At 67.4% G+C, this 14287-nt stretch carries 11 protein-coding genes; 8 read left to right on the forward strand and 3 right to left on the reverse strand.

Annotated elements, in window-relative coordinates; genetic code table 11:
* Nucleotides 1-227: 227 nt before the first annotated feature.
* The 3 genes from AC1U2B_RS01540 to AC1U2B_RS01550 are packed head-to-tail and all read left to right on the forward strand — an operon-like array spanning nucleotide 228 to nucleotide 4833.
* Nucleotides 228-1907 (forward strand): fatty acid kinase ATP-binding subunit FakA, encoded by a 1680-nt coding sequence (locus AC1U2B_RS01540; protein ID WP_480215415.1) that lies wholly within the window; start codon nucleotides 228-230, stop codon nucleotides 1905-1907.
* 2 nt (nucleotides 1908-1909) lie between these two features.
* The gene (recG, locus tag AC1U2B_RS01545) at nucleotides 1910-4129 is read left to right on the forward strand and encodes an ATP-dependent DNA helicase RecG (protein WP_480215416.1); all 2220 of its coding nucleotides are present in this window, start codon (nucleotides 1910-1912) and stop codon (nucleotides 4127-4129) included.
* Complete coding sequence (locus AC1U2B_RS01550) at nucleotides 4126-4833, forward strand: HNH endonuclease family protein (RefSeq protein ID WP_480215417.1); 708 nt, start codon at nucleotides 4126-4128, stop codon at nucleotides 4831-4833. The genes recG and AC1U2B_RS01550 overlap by 4 nt, the downstream gene beginning before the upstream one ends.
* Before the next feature lie 370 nt (nucleotides 4834-5203).
* Here AC1U2B_RS01550 and AC1U2B_RS01555 read toward each other — a convergent pair whose 3' ends face one another.
* The 3 genes from AC1U2B_RS01555 to AC1U2B_RS01565 form a co-directional block, all read right to left on the reverse strand.
* Nucleotides 5204-5563, reverse strand: a complete 360-nt coding sequence (locus tag AC1U2B_RS01555; RefSeq protein WP_043393362.1) for a hypothetical protein — start codon at nucleotides 5561-5563, stop codon at nucleotides 5204-5206.
* A gap of 369 nt (nucleotides 5564-5932) precedes the next feature.
* Nucleotides 5933-6769, reverse strand: coding sequence for an aldo/keto reductase (locus AC1U2B_RS01560; RefSeq protein ID WP_480215418.1), 837 nt, complete (start codon nucleotides 6767-6769; stop codon nucleotides 5933-5935).
* A gap of 5 nt (nucleotides 6770-6774) precedes the next feature.
* Nucleotides 6775-7629 carry an aldo/keto reductase gene (locus AC1U2B_RS01565; RefSeq protein WP_418005970.1) on the reverse strand — a complete coding sequence of 285 codons (855 nt, stop codon included), beginning with the start codon at nucleotides 7627-7629 and terminating at the stop codon, nucleotides 6775-6777.
* Between AC1U2B_RS01565 and AC1U2B_RS01570 the strand changes: the two genes are divergently transcribed.
* Genes AC1U2B_RS01570 through rsmD form a run of 5 tightly spaced genes read left to right on the forward strand, consistent with a single transcriptional unit; the run spans nucleotide 7622 to nucleotide 14232 of the window.
* The gene (locus tag AC1U2B_RS01570) at nucleotides 7622-8773 is read left to right on the forward strand and encodes an alpha/beta hydrolase (protein WP_480215419.1); all 1152 of its coding nucleotides are present in this window, start codon (nucleotides 7622-7624) and stop codon (nucleotides 8771-8773) included. The two genes, AC1U2B_RS01565 and AC1U2B_RS01570, sit on opposite strands and share 8 nt — an antisense overlap.
* Before the next feature lie 48 nt (nucleotides 8774-8821).
* A complete protein-coding gene (locus tag AC1U2B_RS01575; protein WP_071286000.1) occupies nucleotides 8822-9655 on the forward strand; it encodes a DsbA family protein in 834 nt (277 codons plus the stop codon).
* A complete protein-coding gene (locus AC1U2B_RS01580) occupies nucleotides 9652-10260 on the forward strand; it encodes a vitamin K epoxide reductase family protein (protein ID WP_480215420.1) in 609 nt (202 codons plus the stop codon). The genes AC1U2B_RS01575 and AC1U2B_RS01580 overlap by 4 nt, the downstream gene beginning before the upstream one ends.
* A gap of 34 nt (nucleotides 10261-10294) precedes the next feature.
* The gene (locus AC1U2B_RS01585) at nucleotides 10295-13678 is read left to right on the forward strand and encodes a pyruvate carboxylase (RefSeq protein WP_480215421.1); all 3384 of its coding nucleotides are present in this window, start codon (nucleotides 10295-10297) and stop codon (nucleotides 13676-13678) included.
* Complete coding sequence (rsmD, locus tag AC1U2B_RS01590; RefSeq protein WP_480215735.1) at nucleotides 13675-14232, forward strand: 16S rRNA (guanine(966)-N(2))-methyltransferase RsmD; 558 nt, start codon at nucleotides 13675-13677, stop codon at nucleotides 14230-14232. Before AC1U2B_RS01585 ends, rsmD begins: the two co-directional genes overlap by 4 nt.
* Nucleotides 14233-14287: the final 55 nt, after the last annotated feature.

The raw sequence follows: 14287 nt of genomic DNA on the forward strand, positions 1-14287 counted from the left end.
TTGGGGTCTGAGTCCGACGGCCACAGCCTTGTGCGGCGCGAACAGACAACCTGACCAGGATACCGGGCGGCCCGACGATCACCAAAATGGGTCTGGTGGCTGGTGTTCCATGGGAGTTGGTCAGGAGATTTGTCGGGGCCACTGGCTAGGCTGGCGGGGCACCGAGGGGTTACCGGGCGGGCGACTGGAGAATCGGGGAGAACCCGGGCGAACGCGATGGAGGTCACATGTCAGCTGGCGTGGGTCGCATCCCCCGTCCGCTGGATGGGATCGCCTTACGTGACTGGGCTCACACCGCGGTCCTGCATCTGATCGCCCATACCGACGAGATCAATCGGCTGAACGTCTATCCCGTCGCCGACTCCGACACCGGCACCAACATGCTGTTCACCATGCGTGCCGCCGCGGCACAGGCCGACGAGGCCGTGAAGGCGGCGGGCAACGACGTGGTGGCGGTGTCTGCCGCATTGTCGGCCGGGGCGTTGCACGGCGCCCGAGGCAACTCGGGCGTCATCCTGTCGCAGATCCTGCGTGGTGTGGCCGACGTCGTCGCCGAGGCCGCGTCGCAACGCGGTGAGGACAGAGAGTGCGGTGAGATCACCGCGCCGGAGTTCACCGCGGCTCTGCATCACGCCCAGGTGCTCGCGGTCGCGTCCGTCGGGCAGACCGTGCCCGGAACCATCGTGTCGGTGCTGCAGGCGGCCGCGCTGGAAGCCGAGAACCAGAACGGGGTGACCGACCTCGCGACCATGGCGGCCGCGGTCTCGGACGCCGCCGCAGTGGCGCTCGAGCGCACCCCCGATCAGCTCGACGTGCTCGCAGAGGCGGGCGTCGTCGACGCCGGCGGGCGCGGCCTGCTGGTCCTGCTCGACGCGCTGACCGCGACGCTCTCGGGCGGTTCGACTCCCCGGCCCCAGTACCAACCGGGTGCCACGTACCCCCGGGCCGACCATGAACACAACCACAACAACCACGAAATCAGCGGCACGCCACCACAATTCGAGGTGATGTACCTGCTCGGCGATTGCCACCCCGACAACGTCGAGGTGTTGCGCGCCCGGCTGCTGCGGCTCGGTGAATCGGTGGCGATCGCCGCGGCGATCGCCGGCGGTCAGTACAGCGTGCACGTACACGCCGACGATGCCGGCGCCGCGATCGAGGCTGCCCTCGATCTCGGCACGGTCAGCAGGATTCAGGTCACCGCGCTGATCGGGGCTGCCGGCGCCCGGCCGTCCGGCGGCTGGAGCCGGGACCGCGCCGTGCTGGCGATCGTCGACGGTGACGGTGCCGGGGAGTTGTTCGGCAGCGAAGGCGCGCACGTGCTGCGGCCTGACGACGGACCGATCAGTGCGCAGCAGTTCCTGGCCGGGCTCGTCGGCACCGGTGCCGCGCAGATCATGGTGCTGCCCAACGGTTTTCTGGCCGCGGAGGAATTGGTGGCCGGCTGCGCCACAGCAATCAGCTGGGGCATGGACGTGGTGCCGGTACCGGCCGGATCCATGGTGCAGGGATTGGCGGCGCTGGCCGTGCACGATGCCAACCGCCAGGCCGTCGACGACGGCTACACCATGGCCCGTGCCGCGGCGGGCGCCCGGCACGGATCGGTGCGGATCGCCACCGAGGCGGCGTTGACCTGGGCCGGTAGGTGCCGTCCGGGCGACGGTTTGGGCATTGCCGGTGACGAGGTGCTGATCGTCGGCCACGATCTGGTCAGTGCCGCCAGCGGGTTGATCGACCTGCTCCTGTCGTCGGGCGGTGAACTGGTGACGGTGCTGACCGGCGCAGGCGTCGATCCGGAGGTGGGTGTCGCGCTGGCCGAACATGTGCGCCAGGAGCATCTGGCGGCCGAGTTGGTGACCTATCACACCGGCCACCGTGGGGACGCACTACTGATCGGGGTGGAGTAGCGGTGGTCGCGCTGACCGACTCGCTGGTGCACGTACTGGGTGCGAAATCCGCTGCACCACTGGAGGAATTCTTCGGTATCCGCACCGTCAACGATCTGTTGCGGCACTATCCGCGCAAGTACAGCCAGGGTATGACGGTGCTGGGTGAAGACACCGAGCTGCCGGAAGAAGGCGACCACGTGACGTTCGTAGACGTCATCACCAAGGCGGAGACGCGGTGGACCAATCGGGCGCCCAAACGCGAATACCTGGTGGTCACGCTCGGCAACCGCAATCCGAAGGTCACCGCAACCTTCTTCAACGCCAAATTCCTCAAGAAGTCCCTCGTCGAGGGGACTCGCGTGATGCTGTCAGGTGTTGTCGGATTCTACGGGCGCACAATGCAATTGACGCATCCCGCGCACCTGGTCCTCGATTCCGGCGCGGGCCGCACGTTCGGGTCCCCGGCGCTGAAGAAGATCGCCGACGCCTCCGAGAAGATGCACGGCGAACTGCAGATGTCGGCGTTCGAGCGGGAGTTCTTCCCGATCTACTCGGCGTGCGCCAAGGTGCAGAGCTGGGACATCTACGCGTGCATCCTGCAGGTGCTCGCAGTGCTGGACCCGGTATCCGACCCGCTGCCGGAATCGATTCTGGCGCAGCGTGGTCTGATCTCCGAGGATCAGGCGCTGCGTGACATCCACCTCGGTGAGCGAGAAGCGGATCGCGAACAGGCCAGGGAGCGCCTGACTTTCGACGAGGCCGCTGGGCTGCAATGGGCGCTGGCCGCCCGTCGGCACGGCGCGCAGTCGCAATCCGGTCCGCCGGCGCCGCCGATCGACGACGGTCTGGCCGCCGCGCTGCGCGACCGGTTGCCGTTCGAATTGACTGCGGGCCAACGTGATGTGCTCGAGGTGTTGTCGGCTGAGCTGTCCGAGCCTCGGCCGATGAACCGGATGCTGCAGGGCGAGGTCGGCTCGGGCAAGACCATCGTCTCGGTGCTGGCCATGCTGCAGATGGTCGACGCCGGCTACCAGTGCGCGCTGCTCGCGCCGACGGAAGTGCTTGCCGTGCAACATGCGCGGTCCGTTCGCGACGTGCTGGGGCCGCTGGCTATGGCGGGCCAGCTCGGTGCGCCCGACGATGCGACCGCGGTTGCGTTGCTGACCGGATCCATGACCGCGCAACAGAAACGGCAGGTGCGCGAGGAAGTGTCGAGCGGGCGGGCCGGCATCGTCATCGGCACCCATGCCCTGCTGCAGGACGCCGTGGAGTTCGACCGGCTCGGCATGGTGGTGGTCGACGAGCAGCACCGGTTCGGCGTGGAGCAGCGAGACCGGTTGCGCGCCAAGGCCCCTGACGGACTGACGCCGCACCTGCTGGTGATGACGGCCACGCCGATCCCGCGCACCGTCGCGCTGACCGTGTACGGCGATCTGGAGACCTCGACCATGCGGGAGCTGCCGCGCGGCCGGCAGCCCATCGACACCAAGACCATCTTCGTCAGCCAGAAACCGGCCTGGCTCGACCGCGCCTGGGCCCGTATCCGCGAAGAGGTCCAAGCCGGACGGCAGGCCTACGTGGTGGCCTCCCGGATCGACGAGAACGACAAGCAGACCGAGAACAAAGAGGCCGGTCCGCCGCCGGTGACGGTCGTCGAGCTGTACGACAAGCTGCGCGCCGGGCCGCTGACGAACCTGCGCCTCGGGCTCATGCACGGCCGGCTGCCCGGCGATGAGAAGGACGCCATCATGTCGGCCTTCCGGGCCGGGCAGATCGACGTGCTGGTGTGCACCACCGTCATCGAGGTCGGCGTCGACGTGCCCAACTCGACGGTCATGGTGGTGATGGATGCGGACCGCTTCGGGATCAGCCAGCTGCACCAGCTGCGGGGCCGTATCGGCCGTGGCTCGCACGCCAGCCTCTGCCTGCTCGCGACCAAGCTGCCGGAAGGGTCGAAGGCCGGTGCCCGGCTGCAGGCCGTGGCCGGCACCCTCGACGGTTTCGAACTGGCCGATCTGGATCTGCAGGAGCGCCGCGAGGGCGATGTGCTGGGGCTCAACCAGTCTGGGCGGGCCGGGTATCTGCGGTTCCTGTCGCTGGCCGACCATCAGGAAGTCATCGAGTCGGCCCGCGCGTTCTGTCAGGCGGCCTACGCGCAGAATCCGGACGATCCGGGGATGTCCGCGCTGGCCGCCCAGTTCGTCGACACCGATCGCGTCGAGTACCTGGACAAGGCGTGAAGCGCCTGCTGTGGCTCGTCGCAGCTGTGGTGCTGGCGGTGGTGGTCGCCATCCAAGTGGGGACGGCCGATGAACCCGCAGCGGTCGCCGATGGCGCCGACGGTGCTGTCGTACCGACGGTCGCGCCCGGTACCGACATCCTCGCCGGGGTCGCCGTCATTCCGCGGCGGGTGCGTGACCCCAACTACCGGCGCGCGGCGTACGGCGAATCCTGGACCGACGACAACTCCGCGCCCGACGGCCACAACGGCTGCGACACCCGCAACGACATCCTGAACCGAGACCTGACCGACAAGACCATCGTGTCGCTCAAACGCTGCCCGCAGGCGGTGAAGACCGGGGTGCTGCGCGACCCGTACTCGGGCGACACCATCGCGTTCACCCGCGGCAACCAGATCGGCGCGGCGGTGCAGATCGACCACATCGTGCCATTGGCGCTGGCCTGGGACCTCGGGGCGAAGGATTGGAATGACGAGCTTCGGCTCAGGTTCGCCAACGATCCGGCGAACCTGCTCGCGGTGTCCGGGAAGGCCAACCAGGACAAGGGGGACAAGCAGCCCTCGGACTGGATGCCGCCGAACCACGGCTTCTGGTGCCAGTACGCCGTGCAGTACATCGCGGTGCTGCGGGGTTATGGGCTTCCCGTCGACGAGCCGTCGGTACCCGTGCTCCGGGATGCGGCGGCCACCTGTCCGAGGGGCTAGGAGCCGGACGGGGCGAGCTCCGCGACGCGGTCGACGCCGACCTTGATCGTCAGTACAGAACCGAATCTCGGCGATTTTGTTGCCCGTATCGACAATGCCGCACAACAACCGGTGCTGGAATGTTTGCTGGAATGCCTCGGGTTGGTGACACCGCTAATTTTGAGCGCGCAGTGCGCAAATTGCGCAAATATTGGTTGCCGAGCTATCGCAACTCGGCAACCAATATCTGTTCATCCCATTCGGCGACCACGGCGAAATAACCGATAGCGGGGCGACTGAATTAGATGCCGGAATGCCGTCGATTCAGTGAACTGTCGATATTTCGCCGCAGCCTGATGCCAAATTCGCTCCTGCCCGTCGTGGGGTCCGTTCAGCGGCGTCCGAAAATGCCGCCGATGGTCTTCAAGGTGCCGTGGAGGTCGGCGGCGAGCGTCTTGGTGGTGCCGTTGAGCGCGCCGGCGGCCGTCTTGGTGGTGTTGTGCAGTCCACCGGCGACGGTCTTGGTGGTGCCGTCGAGGTCGGCGGCGACGGTCTTGGTGGTGCCGTTGAGTGCACCGGCCACGGTCTTGGTGGTGTTGTGGAGGCCGCCGGCCACCGTTTTCACCGTGCCGTCGAGCGCGCCCGCGATGCCGCCCACCGGGCTGCTCGAGGTGGGCGCGTTGGCGTGGCTGGTGACCCCGGAAGTGGATGTGTCGGCCTGCGCGGTGCCCGCTCCGAATGTGAATAGCAATGCACCCAGTCCAATTGTTGCCGCGCCCAATAGCAAGCGCTGGGAGAGGCGACCAATTGTCGGCATCGTTAATTGTGAACTGCTTCCGAATGGATGAACCATTTCTCGAACCCCCTGCTCGATGATGTCTGGTTGCGTCGGAATAAAAGGACGCAATACCAAATTAACGCACCAGAGGTAATAGTGGGATAGTTAACACGAATCAATTGCTGCGAGTTGGTCGACAATCGGCACACGTGACCCACTGGACACATCTGTGGCAGGGGAGTCGCCGCCTACCCGAAATCGCTCGCGCCAAACACAAATGGCCGTCCTCCCTGATGGGAGAACGGCCATTTGGGCCTTGTATCAGTTGAACCGCAGCCGGCCTCAGATGCCCGTGTAGGTGGCGGGGTCCGGGCGGTAGCGGGTGCCGTCGTCGAGGCTGCCGAGGGCGTCCATGTGTTCAGCGGCCAACTCGAAGCCGAACACGTCGAGGTTCTCGGCGATGCGCTCGGGCGAGGACGAGCGGGGGATGACCGAGTTGCCCAGCTGCAGGCTCCACCGGATCAGCACCTGCGCCGGGGTCTTGCCGTACTCGGCGGCGATCGACGCCACGGTCGGGTTGCTCAGCAGGGCGCCGATACCGAGCGGGCTGTAGGCCTGCGTGACGATGCCGCGCTCGGCGTGCACCGCCCGCAGCGCCGCCTGGTTGAGTAGCGGATGCAGCTCGATCTGGTTGACCACGGGGCTGACGTAGCTCAGGTCGATGATGGTCGACAGGTCTTCGTCGGAGAAGTTGCAGACGCCGATCGACTTGGCGGTGCCGTCGTTGTGCACCTTGATCAGGGCGCCCCAGCTGTCCACGTACTTGCTGATGTCGCCGGCCGGCCAGTGGATCAGGTAGAGGTCCACGTACTCCATACCGAGTTTGTCCAGGCTCACCTTGAGGGCGTCCTGGCCGCCCTGGAAGCCCTGGTCGGCATTGGCCAGCTTGGTGGTGACGAAGATCTCGGCGCGCGGGATGCCCGAGGCGGCGATGGCCCGGCCGACTGCTTCCTCGTTGCCGTAGACGGCTGCGGTGTCGATCAGCCGGATGCCCATCTCGAGCGCGGCCGAGACGGCCCGCTCGGTGTCGGCGTCCGACAGTTCCCCGACACCGAGGCCGAGCGCCGGAATCGTGTTGTCGTCGTGGAGCGCCAGATTGGGAATCTCTGCGGAGGCCATGTCACCTACCCTGTGAAGTTGAACGTTCGTGGATCGGGGCCCAGGCGGGTGCCGTTGTCGAGGGTCGCGATGGACGCGATGTCCGCTTCGCTCAGCTCGAAATCAAACACGTGGAAATTGCTCGCAATCCGGTCTGGGTTCACCGATTTCGGGATGACGATATTACCCAGCTGGATATGCCACCTAATCAGCACCTGCGCTGGCGTTTTTCCGTGTCGCTCCGCGATCGCGGTGATGATCGGGTCCTGCAGCATGGAACCCTGTCCCAGCGGACTCCACGCCTCGGTGGCGATGCCGTACCTGGCATGGGTCTCGCGCAGCTCGGCCTGCGGCAGGCGCGGATGGAGCTCGATCTGGTTCACCGCGGGCACGATCCCGGTGGCGTCGATGAGCAATTTGAGATGCTCGGGCTCGAAGTTGCTGACCCCGATAGCGCGGATGCGGCCCTGATCGCGCAGGTGGGCGAACGCTTTGAAGGTGTCGACGAACAGGTTCTGCGCAGGTGTCGGCCAATGGATCAGATACAGATCCAGATAGTCGAGCCCCAGCTGCGCGATGCTCGCGTCGAACGCGGCGAGGGTCTTCTCATAGCCCTGTTCGGAGTTCCACAACTTCGTGACGACGTAGACGTCTTCACGCGGGATGCCGGAGGCGGCCACCGCCCGCCCGACACCGGCTTCGTTGCCGTAAGCCGCGGCAGTGTCGATATGGCGATATCCGGCGTGCAATGCTGCAGTGACGGCGCGTTCGGTGTCCTCGGCCGGTGTCTGCCACACCCCGAGCCCGACCACGGGGATGGACGTACCGTCGTTGAGCGTCAGTGTCGGATTCGGAGCACCTGAAGGATCAGCCATGACCATGAGCATGCCAGGCGATGCGGTCCAGTCCGCGGCGACGAGTGACACCGAGCTGGTCGTCCGACCGGAGCATCCGGTTGCGGGACGGCCCAGCCGGCTGCGCTTGACGGTTCTGACCAAGATCGGCGGCGTCGCCCTCCGAGTGCTGCCCAAGATTCCCGACCGGGTGAAGCGGGTGCTGCTCGGCGGACGCCGGGTGACCATCGACGGCAACACGCTGGACACCACCCTTCAGCTGATGCTGACGGCGCAGAACGCCAGTGGCGCCGGCGGCCTGATCGTCAGCAGTGACATCGAGGTCGCGCGGGCTCAACTCAACGCGCTGTCGCGGTACCTCGACCCGGCCATCGCCGTGACGACGACGGACTTCACCGTGCCCGGTCCGACCGAACCGCTGCGTGCCCGGCACTATCAGCCGGACGTCACAGGCCCTACCCCGATGCTGGTCTTCTTCCACGGCGGCGGATTCGTCGTCGGCGGTATCGAGTCGCATGACGGGTTGTGCCGATTGATCTGCCGCGACGCCGGAGTGCAGGTGGTGTCCGTCGAGTACCGATTGGCTCCCGAACACCCGGCTCCGGCTGCTGCCGACGACTGCTACGCCACCTACCTCTGGTGTGTGGACAACGCCGGCCGCCTGGGCGCGGACCCGACGAAGATCGCGGTCGGCGGCGACAGCGCCGGCGGCAACCTGGCGGCTGTCGTGTCGCAGCGGGCCCGCGACAACCACGCGCCACTGCCGGCCCTGCAGCTGCTGATCTATCCCGTGACCAACTTCGCCGGGGACACTCGGTCGAAGGTGCTGTTCGCCGAGGGCTACTTCCTGAGCAAGATCGACATGGACTGGTTCCGGGCGAACTACCTGGCCGAATCGGCACTCGCCCCGTCGGACCCTCGGGTGTCGCCACTATTGGCCGACGATCTGTCGGGGCTGCCGCCTGCGCTCGTGCTCACCGGTGGGTTCGATCCGCTGCGCGACGAGGGGGAGGCCTACGCTGTCGCACTGGCCGCCGCCGGAGTCCCGGTCGATCACCGCCGATATGGGTCTCTGGTTCACGCCTTCGCGAATTTCTTCCCGCTCGGCGGCGACAGCGCGACCGCCACGGCGGACTTCGTATCGGCATTTCGGGCCCACCTCACGCGCTGAGGCACGGGTCCGGCCGATTGCGCCGTCGGCGTCGGTACCCTTGACGCCGTGCCGTCGAAATCGTCGAAGTCATCGAAGAACGCCAGCTATGACCTGAAGGCTGCGGACCGCAAGCGCGACTGGGTGGTCAAGGGCGGGCTGACCGCGCTTGTCATCGTTTTCGCGGTGGTGCTGGTGGCGTACATCGTCATGAACGGCAAGCCGAAGGCCGACCCGCACAAGGTGCAGGCGGTGCAGATCGCGGCGAGCAACGTCGTCACCAATCCCGGCACCAAGGATCCGAAGGTCACCCTGGCGATCTACGAGGACTTTCTCTGCCCGGTCTGCGGCGTCTTCGAGAAGACCTACGGCCCGACCATCGCCAAGCTGATCGACAACGGCGACATCGCCGTCGACTACAACATCGTCTCGATCATCGGCCGTGGTGACCCGAAGTCGTACTCGACGCGCGCCGGCGCCATCGCGTACTGCGTCGCCGACGAGGACAAGGCCGCGTTCCGGCGCTTCCACGAAGCGCTGTACAAGAACCAGCCCGAGGAAACCGCGGCCAGCTTCCCGGACAACGCCAAGCTGCTCGAGTACGCGCGTCAGTCCGGCGTTGCCGTCGGCCCGAACGACCCGCTCAGCAAGTGCGTCGAGAACGGCGTCTACACCGAGATGGTCAACAACATGGCCCGCAACTCGGAGATCCAGGGCACCCCGACCATCAAGATCAACGGCACCGAGACCAGCCTGGTCCCGAACGGCGATCCGAACAGCCTGATCGAGAAGATCAAGGCCATCGCTCCCGATCTGCCGAACCTGCCCGCGGCCCCGGCGGCCCCCGCCGCTCCTGCCCCGGGCGCTCCGGCACCGCAGCCCGCTCCGGCACCGCACCAGTGACCGACGTCGAGACCTCCGAACGGCGGGCGGGGGTGGCGGTCAGCCGCCCCGCAGCCGTCTGGATCCTGCTCGCCGGCATCATCGGCGAGGTCGCCGCATTCGTGCTGGCGGTCGAGAAGGTCCGGCAACTGCAGAACCCGTCGTACGTCCCGTCGTGCAGCATCAACCCGGTGCTGGCGTGCGGGTCGGTGATGCTGAGCAAGCAGGCCTCGGCGTTCGGATTTCCGAACCCGTTCTTGGGCATCGCCGCCTTCAGCGTGGTGATCGTGACGGGTGTGCTGGCAGTGGCCGGAGTTCGGCTGCCGCGGTGGTACTGGGCGGGTCTGGCCGGTGGCACGCTGCTGGGCGTGGTGTTCGTGCACTGGCTGATCTACCAGAGCCTGTACGAGATCGGCGCCCTGTGCCCGTACTGCATGGTGGTCTGGGTCGTCACCATGGCCCTGCTGATCGTCGTGGCGTCAATTGCGTTGCGGCCCTTGGCTGCTGGTAGCAAAGTGGTGGACGCCCTGTACCAGTGGCGGTGGCCGTTGTACGCCGTGTGGATCACCGCGATAGCCTTGCTTATCCTTGATCGATTCTGGAGTTATTGGTCCACGCTGATCTAGTGCTTCATCTGGCCGTAACCGCTAGGGTCACTGGGTGATTTCCAAACTCCTGGTGGCCAATCGCGGCGAGATCGCGATCCGGGCCTTTCGAGCGGCCAACGAACTCGGTATCGCCACCGTGGCGGTGTACCCGTTCGAGGATCGCAATTCGCTGCATCGGCTCAAGGCTGACGAGTCGTATCAGATCGGCGAGAAGGGCCATCCGGTCCGGGCGTACCTGAACATCGACGACATCGTCGCCACTGCCGTGGCGTGCGGCGCCGACGCGATCTACCCCGGTTATGGCTTCCTGTCGGAGAACCCCGAACTGGCGGCAGCGTGTGCCGCCGCGGGCATCACATTCGTCGGACCCAGCTCCGACATTCTCGAACTGACCGGCAACAAGGCGCGGGCCATCGAGTCGGCACGCGCCGCGGGGCTGCCCGTGCTGGCCTCGTCGGAACCGTCGTCGTCGGTCCCGGATCTGCTGGCGGCAGCTGAGCAGATGCATTTCCCGTTGTTCGTCAAGGCCGTCGCCGGTGGTGGCGGTCGCGGTATGCGCCGCGTCGCCGACCCGGCCGACCTGCGTGAGGCCATCGAAGCCGCGTCCCGCGAAGCCGATTCGGCCTTCGGTGACCCGACGGTGTTCCTGGAGCAGGCGGTCGTCAACCCGCGGCACATCGAGGTGCAGATCCTCGCCGACACCCACGGCAACGTCATGCACCTGTTCGAGCGCGACTGTAGCGTCCAGCGCCGGCACCAGAAGGTCATCGAGCTGGCCCCCGCGCCGAATCTGGATCCCGCACTGCGGGAACGCATGTGCAACGACGCCGTGGCCTTCGCCCGGCAGATCGGCTACACCTGCGCCGGCACCGTCGAGTTCCTCGTCGATGAGCGCGGCCAGCATGTGTTCATCGAGATGAACCCGCGCATCCAGGTGGAGCACACGGTGACCGAGGAGATCACCGCTGTCGACCTGGTCGCCTCACAGTTGTGTATCGCCTCCGGCTGGTCGCTCGAGCAGCTGGGACTGAGCCAGGAGACCATGCAGGCGCGTGGCGCGGCGCTGCAGTGCCGCATCACCACCGAGGACCCGGCCAACGGCTTCCGGCCGGACACCGGCCGGATCACCGCGTACCGCACCCCGGGTGGCGCCGGCATCCGCCTCGACGGTGGCACCAACCTGGGTGCCGAGGTGTCGGCGCACTTCGACTCCATGCTGGTCAAATTGACTTGTCGCGGAAGGGATTTGACGACCGCGGTGGCTCGCGCCAAGCGTGCCCTGGCCGAGTTCCGAATCCGCGGCGTCTCGACGAACATCCCGTTCCTGCAGGCGGTGCTGGACGACCCCGACTTCGTCGCCGGCAAGGTGACCACGTCGTTCATCGACGAGCGTCCGCAGCTGCTGACCGCGCGCAGCAGTGCCGACCGCGGCACCAAGATCCTCAACTACCTGGCCGACGTGACGGTCAATCAGCCGCACGGGCCGCGTCCGTCGGCGGTGTACCCGCGCGACAAGCTGCCCGCCGTCGACCTCAAAGCGGCGCCGCCGGCCGGGTCGAAGCAGCGGCTGGTCGAACTGGGACCGGAAGGCTTCGCGCGCTGGCTGCGCGACACCCCGGCCGTCGGGGTCACCGACACCACCTTCCGCGACGCGCACCAGTCGCTGCTGGCCACCCGCGTGCGGTCCACCGGCCTGCTGGAGATCGCCCCGTACATCGCCCGGTCGACCCCGCAGCTGCTCTCGGTCGAGTGCTGGGGCGGCGCCACTTACGATGTGGGCCTTCGCTTTTTGAAGGAAGACCCGTGGGAGCGCCTGGCCGCACTGCGCGAGGCGCTGCCCAACATCTGTCTGCAGATGCTGCTGCGCGGCCGCAACACCGTCGGCTACACGCCGTACCCGGAACTGGTGACGACGGCGTTCGTCGAAGAAGCCACGGCGACCGGTATCGACATCTTCCGCATCTTCGACGCGCTGAACAATGTGTCCTCGATGCGCCCCGCGATCCAGGCGGTGCGTGAAACCGGTTCTGCGGTAGCCGAAGTCGCGATGTCCTACACCGGCGACCTGACCAACCCGGGCGAGAAGATCTACACGCTGGACTACTGGCTCAAGCTCGCCGACGAGATCGTCGACGCCGGCGCGCACGTGCTGGCCATCAAGGACATGGCCGGCCTGCTGCGGCCCCCGGCGGCGGCAAAGCTGGTGTCGGCGTTGAAGTCTCGCTTCGATCTGCCGGTGCACGTGCACACCCACGACACCCCAGGTGGGCAGCTGGCGACCTACATGGCCGCCTGGTACGCCGGCGCGGACGCGGTCGACGGCGCCTCCGCGCCGATGGCCGGCACCACCAGCCAGCCCGCGCTCTCGTCCATCGTCGCGGCGGCGGCACACACCCAGTACGACACCGGGCTGTCGCTGGAGGCGGTCTGCGACCTGGAGCCGTACTGGGAGGCGCTGCGCCGCGTATACGCGCCGTTCGAGTCCGGCCTGCCGTCGCCGACCGGCCGCGTCTACACCCACGAAATCCCGGGTGGTCAGCTCAGCAACCTGCGCACCCAGGCGATCGCGCTGGGCCTGGGGGACCGGTTCGAGGAGATCGAGGACGCCTACGCCGGCGCCGACCGCATCCTGGGGCGCCTGGTGAAGGTGACGCCGTCCAGCAAGGTGGTCGGTGACCTGGCCCTGTCGCTGGTGGGCGCCCACGTCACCGCCGACGACTTCGCGGCCGACCCGGCCCGCTACGACATCCCGGACAGCGTCATCGGATTCTTCCGCGGCGAGCTGGGTGACCCGCCCGGCGGCTGGCCGGAGCCGTTGCGCACCAAGGCATTGGAGGGCCGTGGCCCGGCCCGACCGGAGCAGCAGTTGACCGAGGAGGACGAGGCCCAGCTGGCGCAGCCCGGTGTGGTGCGCCAGGGCGCGCTGAACCGGCTGCTGTTCCCCGGCCCGACGAAGGAGTTCCTGGCTCACCGCGAGGAGTACGGAGACACGTCGCGGCTCAGCGCCAACCAGTTCTTCTACGGCCTGCGCCGTGGGGAAGAGCATCGCGTGCACCTGGAGAAGGGCGTCGAGCTACTCATCGGACTGGAAGCGATCTCCGAGCCCGACGAACGCGGCATGCGTACCGTGCTGTGCCTGATCAACGGGCAGTTGCGCCCGGTGTTGGTGCGCGACCGCGCCATCGCCGCGGACGTGCCGGCCGCCGAGAAGGCTGATCGCAACAACCCGGACCATGTTGCCGCCCCGTTCGCGGGCGTGGTCACCGTCGGCGTCGCGGTCGGTGACGAGGTCGACGCAGGCCAGACCATCGCGACCATCGAGGCCATGAAGATGGAGGCGGCCATCACCGCACCCAAGGCCGGTACCGTCGCGCGGATCGCCGTCACACCCACCGCGGGTGTGGAAGGTGGCGATCTGCTCGTGGTGATCAGCTGACCCGGATCATTGGCGGCCGCCACGGCGGCCGCCGGATCTCGGTGCCCGCCAAAGGGACTCGGCCGACCACCGATCGAGTGCGCGAATCGCTGTTCAACGTGCTGGAAGCGCGGCTGGACTTCGACGGGGCGCGGGTGCTCGACCTGTACGCCGGATCGGGTGCGCTCGGGCTGGAGGCGCTGTCCCGCGGTGCGGCGTCGGCCCTGTTCGTCGAGGCCGATCGGCGCGCCGCGGCGGTGATCTCACGGAACATCGCCGAGCTCGGGGTCGACGGCGCCACGGTGCGGTGCGGCACGGCGTCCAGCGTGGCGGGGACGTCGGCGCCCCGGCCGGTGGACCTGGTGTTCGCGGACCCGCCCTACGACGTGCCGGCCGCTGACGTGGAAGCCATTGTCGGGCAACTCGTTTCGGGCGGCTGGTTGGCCGACGGCGCGATCGCGGTGATCGAGCGTCCGACGTCCGGCCCCGCACTGGTCTGGCCCGACGGCTGGACCGTGCTGCGGGAGCGGCGGTACGGCGACACTCGGCTGGAAATGGCGGAGTGGACAGGTTGAACGGGCTCCGCTGACCTGTCGGGTCCGAATCGGCCGCGCCTTGTACCGTCTTTGG

This window comes from Mycolicibacterium sp. P4_G11, from assembly GCF_056555145.1.

Coding starts and splice junctions, on each gene's coding strand:
- AC1U2B_RS01565 (WP_418005970.1), bottom strand. CDS start 7,629: ATGGTCATGGCTGATCCTTCAGGTGCTCCGAATCCGACACTGACGCTC.
- AC1U2B_RS01570 (WP_480215419.1), top strand. CDS start 7,622: ATGACCATGAGCATGCCAGGCGATGCGGTCCAGTCCGCGGCGACGAGT.
- AC1U2B_RS01540 (WP_480215415.1), top strand. CDS start 228: ATGTCAGCTGGCGTGGGTCGCATCCCCCGTCCGCTGGATGGGATCGCC.
- AC1U2B_RS01560 (WP_480215418.1), bottom strand. CDS start 6,769: ATGGCCTCCGCAGAGATTCCCAATCTGGCGCTCCACGACGACAACACG.